Here is a 16294-nt window from a genome sequence, read left to right on the forward strand (position 1 = left end):
CTTTCTCGCGGACTATACCGACAGAAACAACGCGAACGATTCCTCCACCGTGCGGCGCAGATGCTTTCCATACAATGCATGGTTGGCATCGTCGGGGCCGACCCGTCCCAGGGACGGCTTCGCAACGTTGCGGAGCGGCACATAGGCGATCGGCGCTGCGATCGGCGTCAGTTGCGAGCCGGGTCCGGCGCGGAGCGTCGAGATGATGCCGTACATCTCGCCGGCAACCGTCGGCCGCGACACCGTGATCACGCGATGCTGGCCGTGCTTGATGATGACGAGATAGATGAAGCCGGACTGATGCGGCACCGCAACTTCGCCGGTATGCTCATAGGCGGCATCGGTCCGCTCGCCCTCGCGGAACACCAGCGAAGACACCTTCGGCTCCCAGACGATCTCGGTGCGATAGGCGAAGATCGCATCCTTGTCGCCGAAGGACGGCCGCAGCGTGATGTAGACGTCCTCGAGCCAGGTCACCGCGCGATGCGCATAGGAGCCGAGGCTGTCGGGCGCGACATCGTTTGCGGCCGGAGGCGTCACCACGGCGGTGCTTTTACGCAAGGAGACGCCCAGCGCCTGCTCCAGCCGCACGGTCGTTGCCAGCGTGAACGGCCGCCGGCCACCGAGCGCCTTCTCCAGCGTCGACAGGCTGAGCTTGGCCTGCTCGGCCAACGCCTGCCGGGAAATCCGGCGCCTGGCGAGCTCCTCGCGAATGGTCTCCGCGATCTCGCGGCTCTGCTCGTCCGAAAGCTGTCCGTCGGTGACTTTATCCTGCATCTGCATCGTCAGCCCTGCTCCACGGACGCCAGTCTAGCAGGGCGGACAAACCAGTACAAAACCGTACATGGCCATCCCGGCCTTGGCCTGCCCGGGCCGGCCGCGGCGGAACATTGCCGATCATTCTGCTCGCGCATTCAGGCGCTCCCGACGGATGCTCGGAGCCAGCGAACACCCTTCGGGAGCAGGCGAAATGGATAGCTACGACACAGCCGACAGCGACGAGCACCCCATGCTGGGGCGGCTGATCAAGCTCGGATTGTTTCTTCTGGTGCAGGGCATCGCGGTGATGCTGGTCGCCTTCGTGGCCCTGCTCGTGAGTCTTGAGCCCGGATGGTCGGCGACGACGGAGCAGGCCAGCCTGCTCCAGCCCGGCGATGCCAAATCCGGCACCCTTCTCCTGAAGGAGGACGGTGCCTACACGGAGGCGATCCGCCTCGGCATCGACGTCGACATCACGGTATCAGGCCCGACACTGCGCGCCCGCGTCACCCAGGCCTTCCGCAATCCGACCAAGGACTGGGTCGAGGCGACCTACGTTTATCCGCTTCCCACCGGCGGCGCCGTCGACACGCTGAAGATGGTGGTCGGTGACCGCGTCATCATCGGCGACATCAAGGAGCGGCAGCAGGCACGGGTGATCTACGAGCAGGCGCGCCGTGCCGGCCAGAAGGCCGCGCTCACCGAGCAGGAGCGGCCGAACATCTTCACCAATTCGGTCGCCAATATCGGTCCCGGCGAAACCGTGCTGGTGCAGATCGAATATCAGGAGCCGGTGCATCAATCCGGCAATGAATATTCGCTGCGGCTGCCGCTGGTGGTCGGGCCGCGCTACAATCCGGCGCCGATCGTGCAGAGCGTCGACTTCCGCACGGACGGCTCGGGCTGGGGCGCGACCAATTCGGAGCCGGTGCCGGACCGCGACCGTATCTCGCCGCCGGTGCTGGATCCCGCCAGAAACGCGCCGGTCAATCCGACCAGCATCACGGTGCGCCTGAAGGCAGGCTTCGCGCTCGGCGAGGTCAGGAGTCACCACCATAACGTCAAGGTCGAGAGCCCGGACAATGCGACGCGAATCGTCACGCTCGCTGACGGCGCCGTGGCCGCCGACCGCGATTTCGAGCTGACCTGGAAGCCGGCCGCGGAGAAGGCACCATCGGTTGGCCTGTTCCGCGAGCGTGTCGGCGATGCCGACTATTTGCTCGCCTTCGTCACCCCGCCCAGTGCCGAGCAGACGACGCAAAAGCCGCTGCCGCGCGAGGTCGTGTTCGTGATCGACAATTCGGGCTCGATGGGCGGTACGTCGATCGTTCAGGCCAAGGCGAGCCTACTCTATGCCCTCGGCCGCCTCCAGCCGAATGACCGTTTCAATGTGATCCGTTTCGACGACACCATGGACGTGCTGTTCTCGACCTCCGTGCCGGCCGACCCCGCGCATCTCGGCGAAGCACTCGGTTTCGTGAATGGATTACAGGCCCGCGGCGGCACCGAGATGGTGCCGGCGATGCGCGCCGCGCTGACCGACAAGGCTGGCGACACCAGCATGGTCCGCCAGGTGGTGTTCCTGACCGACGGCGCGATCGGCAACGAACAGCACTTGTTCGAAACGATCACTGCGATGCGGGGCCGCTCGCGCGTGTTCATGGTCGGCATCGGATCCGCGCCCAACACCTATCTGATGACGCGCGCCGCCGAGCTCGGCCGTGGGGCCTTCACCCATATCGGCTCCGTCGAGCAGGTCGAGGAGCGCATGCGCGGCCTGTTCGCCAAGCTGGAGAACCCCGCGGTGACCGGGCTCAGCGTAAAGTTCTCCGATGCCAAGGCAGACGTGACGCCTGCGATCATTCCCGACGTCTATCGCGACGAACCGCTGGTGCTGGCGGCAAAGCTCGACAAGCTCGCCGGCTCGCTCGAGATCAAGGGACGTGTCGGCGACCGCCCGTGGTCGGTGACGCTGCCGCTGCAAAACGCCGCCGAAGGCAAGGGCCTGTCAAAACTCTGGGCCAAGCGCAAGATCGGCGATGCCGAGGTGGCGCGTACCATGCGCGAGATGACGCCCGAAGACTCCGACAAGGCGATCCTCGCGCTGGCGCTCGACCATCAGATCGTCACGCGGCTCACCAGCCTCGTCGCGGTCGACAAGACGCCGAGCCGCCCCGAGGGCGCGCCGCTCAAGCTCAGCGAGCTACCGCTCAACCTGCCGGCCGGTTGGGATTTCGAGAAGGTTTTTGGCGAGCGACCGCACCTGACGCCCACACAGTTGCGCGAACGCCATGCGGATGCGCGCAACCAGCCGGCGACGAGGCGGCCGACGCCCGCCGCGCCCGATACGATCCGCCTACCGAAGACCGCAACCTCGGCCGAGCTCAAGATGATCGCAGGTTTCATCCTGATCGTGCTCGCACTGATTCTGTACGTGTTCAACCGGCGTCAGCCCTTGCTCACTGACGTCGTTTGAGAGAGGAGCCCCCCGAACTCCTCTGTTAGCGCGCGCGGCTGCCCGTCCCATACCAACGGCCGCGCGCGCCTTTTTCTTCTTGCCGTCATTGCGAGCGCAGCGAAGCAATCCAGGCTGCCTCCGCGGAAGGATTCTGGATTGCTTGGCTGCGCTCGCAATGACGCGTGTGGAAACAATGCTCCGCCTGATCTCTCCTCTCGCTCTTGCACTTGTCGGCCTCATCCTGTTCGGTGACGGCGCCTACATCCATGCCAAGGCACGGCTCGCGCAGGTGCTGCTGGAGCGCGCGTTCGACAGGAGCGTTGCGACCGGCGAGCCGGTCAAGCCGTGGTCATGGGCCGACACCTGGCCGGTCGCGCGGATCGAGGTGAAGCGGATCGGGGCCAGCGCGATCGTGCTCGAAGGCGCCAGCGGCCAGGCCCTCGCGTTCGGACCCGGCCATATCCACCAAACGGCTGATGCCGGCGAGCGCGGCATTGCCGTATATGCTGCGCACCGCGATACACATTTCCGCTTCCTGCGGAATGTCGCCATTGGTGACGTAATCGATGTCACACGCCGTGACGGAAAGCACTTTCGCTATCGGGCGGATTCCTCCGCTGTGGTTCGCTTCGATGATTCCGGCATCGATCCCGCGGCGCAAGATGTCCAACTGGTGCTCACGACCTGCTGGCCCTTCGACGCCGTCACGCCCGGGCCCGAGCGCTACGTCCTGCATGCCACCTTGATCGAAACAGGTGAATAGCGGTTCGCAATCGGCCATCCGGGATCGATAGAGACCGCGCCGAACAGCCGGGGAACCGCGCTTGATCGGGCCGCTGAACTGGCGTCGTCTCCCATAGACCTGTAAGAACAGCCGATTGATCTTTTGGCGCTGTAATTTTCAGGACAACCTGTAATGGACGACGAGTTCAGGCAGCGCCTCGAACAGCGGCTGGAGCAACTCGAAAATCGTGTCGCGCTCCTTGAACGGAATCAGGACCTCATTGCTGCCGGACAGAGACGGTCCTCGCTGCGGAGCCTCTGGCGACGCCCGCCGATGTGGACCTTCGAGCAATATCCGCCGCGCCTGCTCAACCTGACTGCCTTCCCGCCTGCGCCCGCGATCCCGGCGAATGCGCCGCGGATCACGATGGTCACACCGAGCTACAATCAGGCGCAATATCTCGGCGCCACGATCGAGAGCATCGTCAGTCAGAACTATCCGAAGCTCACTTATCACGTGCAGGACGGCGCCTCGATCGACGGCACGATCGATCTCCTGAAGAGCGGAGGCGAAGGCATCAGCTGGACGAGCGAGCCGGACAAGGGGCAGTCGAACGCCATCAATCTCGGCTTCGCCGGTGCCGATTGCGAGATCATGGCCTATCTCAACAGCGATGACATGCTGCTGCCCGGAGCGCTCGCCTATGTCGCCAACTACTTCATGTCGCATCCCGATGTCGACGTCGTCTACGGCCATCGCATCTTCGTCGACCGCGAGGGGCTCGAGGTCGGACGCGCCGTGCTGCCGCCCCATGACGGCAAGGCTTTGCAATATGCCGACTACATCCCGCAGGAGACGATGTTCTGGCGCAAGCGCGTGTGGGACATGATCGGGCCCATCGACGAGAGCTTTCACTACGCGATGGACTGGGATTTTATCCTGCGGGCGCAAGCCGCGGAATTCAAGTTCGTGCGCCTGCCGCGATTTCTCGCCTGCTTCCGCATCCACGATGCACAGAAGACGGCTTCAACCTACGCGCTCGGCGTCAGGGAGATGGGCATCCTGCGGCGCCGCGTTCTCGGCTTCGATCCGACGCAGATGCAGATCCGGCGCGCCATCGCTTCCTATCTCGCGAAGCAGTTGGCCTATCACTACGCCTACAAGCTGCGCCTGCTGCGTTACTGAACGATAGCAGAGGCGTGATCACCATTTGAAAGAATGCGCGTCACGCAGTCGTGGCACGTCGTCCGATCGTTCGCACTTTCGCCAAAAGTCTGGTGATGCTAGCCTTGTCGCGAAGCACCCGCCATTCCGCCACGCGGCATGGAGCCATCACGATCAATCCCGCCAGACGCCGGCGCAAGACAGCGCGCTGCAACAAGAACAAGAGGTGAGGAAGCGCCATGGAAGCCAAGGTACCTGCTGCGTCCGTTTCTCCGCGTCCATGGTCTCCAGCGCCCGATGCCAGCGACATCGTCAAGGGCATCCACGCCATGCTGCACCCGCACAACATTGTGCTGGTGGGCGCGACCGACAAGCCCGGCAATTATGCCGAGCGCATCTGGAACAACCTCGTCAAGTACGGCTACGAGGGCGGGCTCTATCCGGTCAACGCCAAGCGCGACACCGTCTGGGGCGTGCCCTGCTACAAGGATTTCGCGAGCCTCCCGGAAAAGCCCGATCACGTGCTGGTGCTGGTGCCCGCGCGCTTTGCCGTGCAGGTGATCCGCGACGCCGCCGCCGGCGGCGCGCGCTCGGCCACCATCGTCACCTCGGGCTTCAGCGAGTTGCAGGATGAGGAGAGCCAGAAGCTCGCTGCCGAATTGCAAGCCGCGATACGCGAAACGGGGCTCGCCGTCACCGGCCCGAACTGCCTCGGCAATCTGAGCGCGGGCGAAAAGCTCTTCACCAATATCGACGACCGTGTCGTCACCATGGAACAGGGTGCGGTGGCGATCGCCGGGCAATCCGGCGCCATCGTGATGGCGATCCGGCAGGCGCTGGAGGATCGCGGCGTCGGGGTCGGTTACATGGTGACGACCGGCAACGAGGCCGGGCTCGAGACGCCGGACCTGATGCGCTATTTCGCCGAGGATCCGAGCATCAAGGTGATCGTGGTCTATCTCGAAGGCGTGCGCAACACCAAGGCGTTTCGCGACGCCTGCAAGGCCGCGCGCGCGGCAAGCAAGCCGGTCATCGCACTCAAGCTCGGTTCGTCCGAGGGCGGCCGCGCCGCGGCGATGGCGCATACCGGTGCGCTCGCGGGCTCAATCGAAACCTTCGACGCCATCGCGACCCGTGAAGGCGTGATCCGGGTCGGCGGGCTCGACGAGCTGATCGAGACCACCGAATGCTTCGTTCACTCGGCCGTGCCCAAGGGCGACCGGCTCGCCGCGGTCACGCTATCAGGCGGCAAGCGTGGCATGCTGCTTGACGCCTTCTATGCCGAAGGCCTGAACTTTGCGCCGCTGAGCCCGCACGTCGGCTCCGAACTGGCGAAGATGCTCGGGCCGGGCTCGATCGTGGGCAATCCGCTCGATGCCGGCTTTGCCGCGGTGGTCGATCCCTCCGTCTACATGAAGTCGATCGAGCTGATGATCGACGACCCCGATATCGACATCGTCATCATCGATGCCGAACTGCCCAAGGCGCCGCACGAGCTGCGCGAGCGCAATCTGCGCATCGTCGATGGGATGGCGAGCCGGGCCGGCAAGCCGGTGATCTACATCAGCGCGATGTCGATCGGCTTCACCGAGTTCACCAAGGGCTTGCGCAAATCGCTGCCGCATCTCGCGGTCATGCAGGGCATGGACCGTGCGGTGACCGCGATCAAGTCGCTGCTCGCCTATGCGAGGCTGCGCAAGGAAGTGCCCGACATCGTCTCGAGCTCGAAGCCTGCCGCCCGCGCCGTGCTGGAGAAGGCGCTGAAATCGGCGAGCGGTGCCGCGCTCGACGAGGTCGCCTCGAAGAAGCTGCTGAAGGCCTATGGCATTCCAGTCTCGAAGGAAGCGATTGCGCAGACGGCGGCGGACGCCGCGAAGATCGCGAAGCAGATCGGTTTCCCGGTCGTGGCAAAAGTCGTCAGCGCCGAGATCCTGCACAAATCCGACATCGGCGGCGTGGTACTGAATCTTAACAGCGCCGCCGAGGTGAAGAAGGCATTCGCCGACATCACCGCGCGGGTGGCGAAGCTGAAGGGCAAGCCGAAGCTCGACGGCATCCTGATCGCGCAGCAGGTCAAGGCCGATCTCGAGCTCGTGGTCGGCGCCTCGCTCGATGCCGAGATGGGGCCGGTCGTGCTGTTCGGCACCGGCGGCATCGACATCGAGCTGATGAAGGACGTCGCGCTCGCCGGCGCACCGCTGGACGAGGCCGAGGCCCGGCTCCTGATCGGCCGCACCAAGGCCGGTATCAAGATGCGCGGCTATCGCGGCAAGCCGGCCCTGCACGAAGCCTCCGCGGTGAAAGCGCTGGTCGGCCTGTCCAATTTGATCGCAGATGCCGGCGACCGGATCGCCTCGATCGACGTCAACCCGTTCCTGATCAACACCAAAACGGGCGTCGCCGTCGACGCGCTGATCGTATTGAATAATGCTGCTGCAAAACGCGCGGCCGGGCATTGATGTCGCGTAAGGCGGATTGGCGGGTTACGCTTCCGCCTTCGCTCTTCGAGCTACGGCGGACAAGTCGTTAACCCGCCCGCTCTAGTATTGCGGCCGCAGCATCGTCCTTCCAACCATCCCGCTTTGGCCGTAAAATCGCCCTGCATGGCACGCGCGAGCAACCTCGTAATCGGAACGGCGACGCTGGCGGTCATCGCCGTGGCGTTCGGCGGCGTGCTCGGCGTGCAGAAATGGCGCACCGCCCAGAGCCGGAGCCAGTTGCGCGTGGTGTTCGAGGGCGGCTCCGCCAGCGGCCTGCGCCGCGGCGGGCCGGTCAATTTCGACGGTGTTCCCGCGGGCCAGATCCTGTCGATCAAGCTGGATAATCCGCGCAAGATCGTGGCGCTGGTGATGCTCGACAACACCGCGCCGATTCGCAAGGACACGGTTGCGGGCATCGAGTTCCAGGGTCTCACCGGCGTCGCCGCGATTTCGTTGATCGGCGGCGCGCCCTCCGCGCCGCCGGTGCCGCTGGATACGGACGGCGTCCCCATGCTGATCGCCGATCTCAGCGACGCCGAATCCATCGTCGACACCCTGCACAGCGTCGATCGCACGATCGTCAGCAATGCCCCTGCGATCAAGGACGGCCTGCGCACGTTCGAGAACTACACCGCCGATCTCAGAAGCAAGGGCGGCGAAATCGACTCGGTCATGGCCAAGGTCGACAGCGCCTTCGCGGGCTTCGACAAGGCGGTCACCAAGATCGAAGGCGTGGTCCCCGGCTTCGCCGACGGCAAGGCGGACGAGCTGTTCGAGAAGATCAGGGGACTGCACGAGCTCGCCGACGCCATGAAGAAGAAGTCGGCTGCTTACGTCGAGGACATCCGCCGCTCGCTGCTCGACGTCAGCGACGCCGCCAACAAGATGGCTGGCACGCCCACGCCTGCCGCCGCCCCGCGCCCGCCGCGCAAGCCTCCGCAGAAGAAGCAGTGACGCCTTCTTATCCTCCCCCTCCAGGGGAGGGTGGCAACGCTCTACCACGCGTAGCGCACGACGCCCTTGCCGGCGTAGGAGCGGGTGACGTTCGAGAACTCGCCCTCGAAGGTCGCCGACGCAGACCAGCCGTTCATCCAGTTCATCTGCACCGCCGCCGTGGTCAGCGCGGAATCGCGCGCCTGCGCCGCACCGTTCACGACGAAGGCCGATCCCGGCAGGGTCTGGAACACCGCGCCGACGGTGCGGTCCGGATTGTAATCATGCGCCCAGGCGACGCGGCCGCGCAGGGTCATCAGGCCACCGGCCGCGGCGAATGATTTGTCGGCGCGCAGGCCGAGCTCGGTGCGGGTGCTGGTCACGTCCTTGGCGGCATAGTTGAGCGCGAAGGTGCTGTTGCCGACCACCGCGAACTCCGAATAGTTCGGCAGGCTGAACAGGGTGGCCTGGGCCGCAGCATAGGGCGTGAGGCCGATCCACTGCGTAGCGTAGCGGTAACCGCCCTCGACACGGCCCGAGAGCGCATTTGCGTTGAACTGCGCCCGCAGCTGATCGACGCCGGCGGCCGTGACGATGCGGTTGGTCGTGACGTCCTGCCAGCCATAGGCCAGTGCCGCCGTGATATAGGCAGGTCCTGCCGTGTGACGAACGAAGGCGCCGGCCTGGAACAGGTCGGAGCGGCCCCAGCCGAGCCCGTTGACGTTGAAGCCGGTTCCACCGCCGGCAAGCGCAAAGCCGGCGATCGTCGACGGCGAGAAGCGATAGTCGAGGCCGACGGCAGTACCATAGATACTGCTGGTGGTGTTGTTCGAACCGAGCGCGACATTGCCGTCGGTGGTCTGCGAGCCACCATAGCCGGCCGCCCACACATCCCAGCGCTGCTCGAAGGTTGCGGCCGGTGCCTTGCGGTAGATCGAGGCGAAGGCGTCGCGCGCGTTCTTGTCACGCCCGCCCTTGCCGGTCGCGGCATAGGCATTCGCGCTCGGCTCGTCGGCATAGGGCGTCGCACCTGATGTGCCGCTGCGTCCCGAGCCGAACACATCGGTCAAGAGGCCGAGGAACAGGTTCATCGCATTGAAGGTCGTCTGTTGCGACCCCGTTGCCGGTTCGCCGGAGGCCTGGGTCAGGCCGTTGGGGCCGAGGCCCGCGAATTCGGCTTGAAGGAAGCCATTGGTGTTGAAGAAATTCTGAAGCGTCGTGGCGACGTTCTGCTGGTTGATGTTGAGCGCGTATTTCGCGCCATAGTTCAGCGTGAAATCGAGGAACACTTCGTTTGACCCGACCGTCGTCGTGCCGACTAGGCCACCCGGCGCGGCAACGTCGGCGAAATTACCGGTGGCGCTGCCGAAAAACTGCATGATCGAGTAGTGTTGCATTATCTTGCTGCCGGGATACAGCGCGACACCCACGGTCCCGTCCAGCGTGACGTTGCCGCTGACGAGCGCATGGCTCGTGCTGAATCCACTACCGGCCTGCACAACATAGACCGAGCCGGGCTGCAAGGTGAGATCGCCCTGGACCTGCATGCTTGAGCCCGGGCCGCCGTCGCCGGGCGCATAGATGCCACCGGTGGCGATAACGGTGTTGCCGACAATCCCGGCGCCGAACAACGCACCGCCGGCATTCACGGTGGTCAGGCTCGATTGCGAGATGTCGCCATCAACCCGCAGGATGCCGCCATTCACCGTCGTCGTACCGGTGTAAGTGTTTGTGCCGGAGAGGATCAGCGTTCCGCTGCCGACCTTTTCCAGCGAGCCGGAGCCGATGAAACCACACCCGCAGGGATCGTAGTCGCCGATGACGCCATCAACCAGCGCGGAGCGGTTATTGCTGCCGACGACGAGCGTGTTGCCGCCACCGATATAGTAGGTGCCATTGCCTTCGATCGAACCGGCCGTGATGCGGCCGTCGCCGTTCGGGCCGAGGCTGATCCCGAAATCGACGACGCCTGTGCCGGTGGTGATGAAGCGCGCATTGCCGCCGGTGGAATTATCGAAGAACTCGGTCTTGCCACCGTCCTTGGTGATGATCGTGGCGTTGCCGGCCGTCGTGAACGCACCGAAATTGGTCAGGCCATCGGCCTCGTTGATAATGGTTGCATTGCCGGCGGTCGCAGTATCGGACCCGGACAGCGTACCAAACACGGTCCCGCTGAAATCCTTGTTCACGATGGTCGCGGAGCCCGCCGAGGATTGATCGAGGAATGCGGTGCCGCCGCCATTCTGGTTGGTGATGTTGGCCGTGCCCGCATTGGTCCGGCCAAAGAAGCCGGTCAAGCCGCCGTCATTGATGATGGTCGCCCGGCCGGCCGTGGCGGTGTCGGTGCCGCCCCCGAGCGGATCACCGAAGTACAGCTGGCCGTTATTGGTGATCACCATAGAGCTGGCGGAGGTCGCGTTGAGGAACATCGTCGTGCCGGAGATAGCGTTCAGGAGCGATGTAATTCCCGATGTATCGGCATTGACGATATTGAAGAGGCCCTCGTTGTTAACGGCGCCAATGATGCTCGCGGTGTGGGTGGCGTCACCGAGCTGCAGCGCTGCGCACGAACAGATGAAAGTGTCGCCGGTATAGGTGTTGGCGCCCAGCAGCGCCAGGATGCCGGGTCCCTGCACGGAGATGCCACCACTGCCGGTGATGCGCGAGGCGATGACGGCCGATGGGTCTGTCGTGCCGGTGACATCGTTGGTGAAGAACGTCGTCCCCCCGGAGGCTAGCCTGAGATCGCCGCCCTGAATGGTGTAGACAGAACCGTCGCCGGTGAGGTCGAAGCCCACGAGGCTGGTGAGCTGCACGCCGCCTGGCGTAACCGTCACCGTGCCACCGCTTGCCGGCGTCGAGACTCCCGAGTAGCCGAACACCGTGCCGACTGACGAGGGATCGTAAGCAGTGCTGGTCGAACCGAAGACGTCCGTCCAATTCGTGGTGGTGGCGTCCCAGACGCCGCCTCCGCCGTTTGACGGCGCCGTTCGGCGTGGTCTGCGACCCGTTGAAGATTTGCTGCGCTGCTGCGGGGCTCGCCGCCGCCGCGCTCAAGGCGAGGCCGATCCAGAATGCCGCGCGAACAGCGGTGGCACGACGCGAGCAACCCCGCCCGCTCGATGGCAACCAAGCCCCCACGCTCTTCCCCTCACCCGCGGCGCTCCCCAGCGGCGCCGCGAGGAACTTAGGCCATGAGGCTGGCCGGTAGAACTACGGTTCCTCGAGAATCAGCCAACGGGACCGCAACTTGGGCAGATTCAACAACTCATGTTGCAACCGAGCCACGGTTTTGCCGGGCTCAATTCCTACCCCGCGCATGCGCCCATGCGTCAGAATGTCCGTTCCATGTACAGCTGTTCACATCTTGGCTGATCATCCAGGGCCGCGCCCCGTGCCCCTTCCCCGGCGCATTCGCATGAATGGCAAGCGCGCCGTCCGCAATAGCTCAGTAATTGCTCGCCGCCGACCCATTCGGGATGCCGTCGATCGGACATTCCTCCGTCCCCGGCGTCGAACGGGTCATCGCCTCGACCATGTCCCGCGTCCCTTCCGGGTCGGCGATCCAGTTCTTGTAGAAATCATAGGGGCAGGCCGCGACGCCGCGCGGGCTTTCGCCGGAATTGATCATGCCGGTGTAGCCGCGGTGGACCAGCTTGTAGAGATGGTTCTGCGACTGGCCGTTGCGGCGCGCATCGCGGATCAGATGTTTCGACAGCTGGGCATATTGGATGCCGTAGTCCTCCTCGCCGCACTCGCCGAGCGTCCGGCCGTCGAAGCCGATGATCGCGGAGTGACCGAAGTAGGAATAGACGCCGTCGAAGCCGGCGGCGTTGGCGACGGCGACATAGACGTTGTTGGCCCACGCCATCGCCTTGGAGATCATGACCTGTTGCTCCTTGGCCGGATACATGTAGCCTTGGCAGCGCACGATCAATTCGGCGCCCTTCATGGCACAGTCGCGCCAGATCTCCGGAAAGTTGCCGTCGTCGCAGATGATCAGGCTGACCTTCATCCCTTTCGGGCCGTCGGAGACATAGGTGCAATTGCCGGGATACCAGCCCTCGATCGGCACCCATGGCATGATCTTGCGGTACTTCTGGACGATCTCACCCTTGTCGTTCATCAGGATCAGGGTGTTGTAGGGCGCCTTGTGCGGATGCTCCTCGTGGCGTTCGCCGGTCAGCGAGAACACGCCCCAGACCTTGGCCTTGCGGCAGGCCTCCGCGAAGATCGCGGTCTCTTCACCTGGCACCGCCGAGGCCGTCTCGTACATCTCCTTGGAGTCGTACATGATGCCCTGGGTCGAGTATTCCGGGAAGATCACGAGATCCATGCCGGGTAGGCCCGCCTTCATGCCCACCAGCATGTCGGCGATCTTGCGGGCGTTGTCGAGCACCTCGGCCTTGGTGTGCAGGCGGGGCATCTTGTAGTTCACCACTGCAACACCGACGGTGTCGTTGCTGCTGGAAATGTCACCGTGAAGCATTTTGAGCGCTCCTGTCTTTTATTCGTTTGAGGTTGCCGTCGATCGAGCGACCGAGTTAGTGGCTGATCATCCAGGGGCGCGCGGTCGGAAAGCCCTTGGCGCCGCTCCTGGTCTTGGTCATCAGCCGCGCGGGCTTTTTCTTGTCGGTCGAGCTCTTGTCCTTCACGGTCTTGCCCGTGGAGCAGCAGCCGCAACCCGGGCCGTGCGAGGCCTTGTATTGGGCGAGCGTCTGCGGCGCGTGCGAGCTGCGCTCGTTGACGGCGTGCGCCTTGCGCTTGTCCGCCGGCATGCAGAAGAAATTCGGTGCGGTCAGAATGACGCGGGGCGCCATCGTCTCGCAGTGTGGGCAGTTTTGCGGATCGTCGCATTCCGCCATCGGGCGCAAATCCTTGAACGGACCGCAGTCGTCACAGAGATATTCATAGACCGGCATCGCATCATCCCTACGCTGTTGCCTGTGAGAGAATTCCCGCGGCGGATGCGGGGCGGCAGATACGCGCCGTCCCGCATCCCGTCGCGCAGGGAGACTATTTGTCCGGCGAGATCGGCATCTGGATATCGCCCGTGATGTGCTTGATGGGTCCTGCCGCCGACGGCATCACGTCGAAGTCGAAGATCTCGGTCGGCAGCCACAGCGTGGCGCAGGCATTGGGAACGTCGACCACGCCGGAGATGTGGCCCTGGCACGGCGCGGTGCCGAGGATCGAATAAGCCTGGGCGCCGGAGTAGCCGAACTTCTTCAGATACTCGATCGCGTTGAGGCAGGCCTGGCGATAGGCGATGTGGACGTCGAGATAGTGCTGCTTGCCGGCCTCGTCGACCGAGATGCCCTCGAAGATGAGATAGTCCTTGTAGTTCGGCGTGATCGGCGACGGCTTGAAGATCGGGTTCTTGATGCCGTACTTCGCCATGCCGTCCTTGATCACCTCGACCTTCAGATGCAACCAGCCGGCCATTTCGATGGCACCGCAGAAGGTGATCTCGCCGTCGCCCTGGCTGAAATGCAGGTCACCCATCGAGAGACCGGCGCCCGGCACGTAGACCGGGAAGTAGATCTTCGAGCCGCGGGAGAGATCCTTGATGTCGCAATTGCCGCCGTGCTCGCGCGGCGGCACGGTGCGCGCACCTTCCGCACCGATCTTGGCTTTCACATCGCCCTTGGCGCGGCCGCCATGGGCGGTCGCCGCGAACGGCGGGTTGGCGAGGCCGGGCACGCGGGTGGGGTTGGTCGAGATCAGCTCGGCCTCACGCTTGTTCCAGGTCTCCAGCATCTTCGGATCAGGCAGACAGCCGATCAGGCCGGGATGGATCAGGCCTGCGAAGTTGACGCCGGGCACGTGACGCGACGAGGTGTAGAGACCCTTGATGTCCCAGATCGACTTCTGCGCCAGCGGGAAATGGTCGGTCAGGAAGCCGCCGCCGTTCTGCTTGGAGAAGAAGCCGTTGAAGCCCCAAAGGCTCTCCTTCATCGGGCCGACGTCGAGCAGGTCGACGACGAGGAGATCACCGGGCTCGGCGCCCTTGACGCCGATCGGGCCGGAGAGGAAATGCACGATCGAAAGATCGATGTCGCGCACGTCGTCGGCGGAATCGTTGTTCTTGATGAAGCCGCCGGTCCAGTCATAGGTCTCGATAATGAAATCGTCGCCGGGATTGACCCAGGCCACGATCGGGATGTCGGGGTGCCAGCGGTTGTGCACCATGTCATTATCGTAAGCCGATTTGGTGAGATCGACCTTGATCAGTGTCTCTGGCATCGAGATGCTCCCCTTTCTACACGGTTGGTTAGACAGACAGATATTTCGAGACCTGCGCGGCATCGACGGCGTCGCGCGGATCGTCGCGCACGATCTCGCCGTTCTCGATCACCAGCACGCGGTCGGCGATATCGAGCGCGAAGCTCAGGACCTGCTCCGACACCACGATCGAGAGCCCCTTTTCGTCGCGGATGCGCTTCAAGGTGCGCGCCATGTCCTTGATGATCGACGGCTGGATGCCTTCGGTCGGTTCGTCCAGCAGCAACACCTTCGGCTTGGTCGCGAGCGCGCGGGCGATGGCGAGCTGTTGCTGCTGTCCGCCGGAGAGATTGCCGCCGCGGCGGCCCTTCATTTCCAGCAGCACCGGAAACAATTCGTAGATGTCGGCCGGCACTTCGGTCCCGCCGGAGACGACGAGGCCGGTCTCGATGTTCTCCTTCACCGTCATGGTCGAGAAGATCATGCGGCCCTGCGGCACATAGGCGAGGCCCTTTGCGACGCGCTCGTAGCTCGGCAGACCGCCGAGCTCGGCACCGTCCATGGTCACCGAGCCGCTTTTGGCGGGGAGAATGCCCATCAGCGATTTCATCAGCGTGGTCTTGCCCATGCCGTTGCGGCCCATGATCGCAACGATCTCGTTCGCGGCGACCTTGACGTTGAGCCCGTGCAGCACCTCGCTCTGGCCGTAGGCGACGTGAAGATCGGAAATAGCCAGCATCGTCGCGTCTCCTTTAATGGCCCAGATAGACTTCGACGACCTTGGGGTCGTTCTTCACCTTCTCCATGGTGCCCTCGGAGAGGATTTGCCCCTGGTGAAGCACGGTGACCTTGTGCGCGATGTCCTCGACGAACTTCATGTCGTGCTCGATCACCAGCACCGAGCGGTTCTTGATGATGCGGTTGAGCAGCTCGGCGGTCTTGGCGCGTTCGGACACGCTCATGCCCGCGACGGGCTCGTCGAGCATCAGCAGATCCGGATCCTGGATCAGCAGCATGCCGATTTCGAGCCACTGCTTCTGGCCGTGGCTGAGCAGATCGGCGTTCACGTTGAGCCGATCCTTCAGGAAGATCATTTCGGCGACTTCGTGCACCCGGTCGCGCACGGCGGCGTCGCGGGTGAAGGTCAGCGCGCCGAACACCGAGCGGCCGCGCGGATAGGAGATCTCCAGATTCTCGAACACCGTGAGATCGTCGTAGATCGACGGGTTCTGGAATTTGCGGCCGACGCCCGTCTTGACGATCTCGTTTTCCTTCATCCGCGTCAGCTCCTTGCCACGGAACTGGATCGAACCCGACGTTGCTTTGGTCTTGCCGCAGATCAGGTCGAGCACGGTGGTCTTGCCGGCGCCGTTGGGACCGATGATGACACGGATCTCGTTCTCGTCGACGTAGAACGAGAGATCGTTGACCGCCTTGAACCCGTCGAACGACACGGTCAGTGCTTCGACGGCGAGCAGGAATTCCTTGGGCTGATGACCGACGAGCATGATCTATCTCCTCACTGCCAGCGTGGCATCGGCATCGTGGTGA

Annotated in this window: 12 protein-coding genes; 5 read left to right on the forward strand and 7 right to left on the reverse strand. The window is 64.0% G+C overall.

What is annotated here, in order from left to right:
* Positions 1 to 12 precede the first annotated feature (12 nt).
* A complete protein-coding gene (locus ACVJ5M_RS02430) occupies positions 13 to 783 on the reverse strand; it encodes a helix-turn-helix transcriptional regulator (protein WP_063979992.1) in 771 nt (256 codons plus the stop codon).
* A 187-nt stretch (positions 784 to 970) separates the two neighbouring features.
* Between ACVJ5M_RS02430 and ACVJ5M_RS02435 the strand changes: the two genes are divergently transcribed.
* The 5 genes from ACVJ5M_RS02435 to ACVJ5M_RS02455 all read left to right on the forward strand — a co-directional run bounded on the left by ACVJ5M_RS02435 (position 971) and on the right by ACVJ5M_RS02455 (position 8539).
* Entirely contained in the window at positions 971 to 3235 is a 2265-nt protein-coding gene (locus ACVJ5M_RS02435; protein WP_063979993.1) for a marine proteobacterial sortase target protein, read from the forward strand.
* A gap of 175 nt (positions 3236 to 3410) precedes the next feature.
* Positions 3411 to 3980 carry a class GN sortase gene (locus ACVJ5M_RS02440; protein ID WP_063979994.1) on the forward strand — a complete coding sequence of 190 codons (570 nt, stop codon included), beginning with the start codon at positions 3411 to 3413 and terminating at the stop codon, positions 3978 to 3980.
* A 153-nt stretch (positions 3981 to 4133) separates the two neighbouring features.
* On the forward strand, positions 4134 to 5126 hold the full coding sequence (locus ACVJ5M_RS02445) for a glycosyltransferase family 2 protein (RefSeq protein ID WP_231143710.1): 993 nt from the start codon (positions 4134 to 4136) through the stop codon (positions 5124 to 5126).
* 218 nt (positions 5127 to 5344) lie between these two features.
* Positions 5345 to 7564 (forward strand): acetate--CoA ligase family protein, encoded by a 2220-nt coding sequence (locus tag ACVJ5M_RS02450; RefSeq protein ID WP_063979995.1) that lies wholly within the window; start codon positions 5345 to 5347, stop codon positions 7562 to 7564.
* 144 nt (positions 7565 to 7708) lie between these two features.
* Complete coding sequence (locus ACVJ5M_RS02455) at positions 7709 to 8539, forward strand: MlaD family protein (protein ID WP_063979996.1); 831 nt, start codon at positions 7709 to 7711, stop codon at positions 8537 to 8539.
* 41 nt (positions 8540 to 8580) lie between these two features.
* On the opposite strand, the gene ACVJ5M_RS02460 is transcribed toward ACVJ5M_RS02455, so the two are convergent.
* From ACVJ5M_RS02460 to urtD, 6 genes are all read right to left on the reverse strand, one after another.
* The gene (locus ACVJ5M_RS02460) at positions 8581 to 11355 is read right to left on the reverse strand and encodes an autotransporter outer membrane beta-barrel domain-containing protein (protein WP_456679251.1); all 2775 of its coding nucleotides are present in this window, start codon (positions 11353 to 11355) and stop codon (positions 8581 to 8583) included.
* A gap of 611 nt (positions 11356 to 11966) precedes the next feature.
* The gene (locus ACVJ5M_RS02465; RefSeq protein WP_063979998.1) at positions 11967 to 13007 is read right to left on the reverse strand and encodes an aliphatic amidase; all 1041 of its coding nucleotides are present in this window, start codon (positions 13005 to 13007) and stop codon (positions 11967 to 11969) included.
* Between the two features lie 55 nt (positions 13008 to 13062).
* Positions 13063 to 13440 (reverse strand): FmdB family zinc ribbon protein, encoded by a 378-nt coding sequence (locus ACVJ5M_RS02470; protein WP_063979999.1) that lies wholly within the window; start codon positions 13438 to 13440, stop codon positions 13063 to 13065.
* Positions 13441 to 13534: 94 nt separating this feature from the next.
* On the reverse strand, positions 13535 to 14764 hold the full coding sequence (gene fmdA, locus ACVJ5M_RS02475; RefSeq protein ID WP_063980000.1) for a formamidase: 1230 nt from the start codon (positions 14762 to 14764) through the stop codon (positions 13535 to 13537).
* Between the two features lie 28 nt (positions 14765 to 14792).
* A complete protein-coding gene (gene urtE / locus ACVJ5M_RS02480) occupies positions 14793 to 15482 on the reverse strand; it encodes an urea ABC transporter ATP-binding subunit UrtE (protein WP_063980001.1) in 690 nt (229 codons plus the stop codon).
* A 13-nt stretch (positions 15483 to 15495) separates the two neighbouring features.
* Positions 15496 to 16251: an urea ABC transporter ATP-binding protein UrtD gene (urtD, locus tag ACVJ5M_RS02485; protein ID WP_011083791.1), complete on the reverse strand. Its 756-nt coding sequence runs from the start codon at positions 16249 to 16251 to the stop codon at positions 15496 to 15498.
* Between the last annotated feature and the right edge of the window lie 43 nt (positions 16252 to 16294).

It is taken from the genome of Bradyrhizobium sp. S3.7.6 (genome assembly GCF_054061875.1).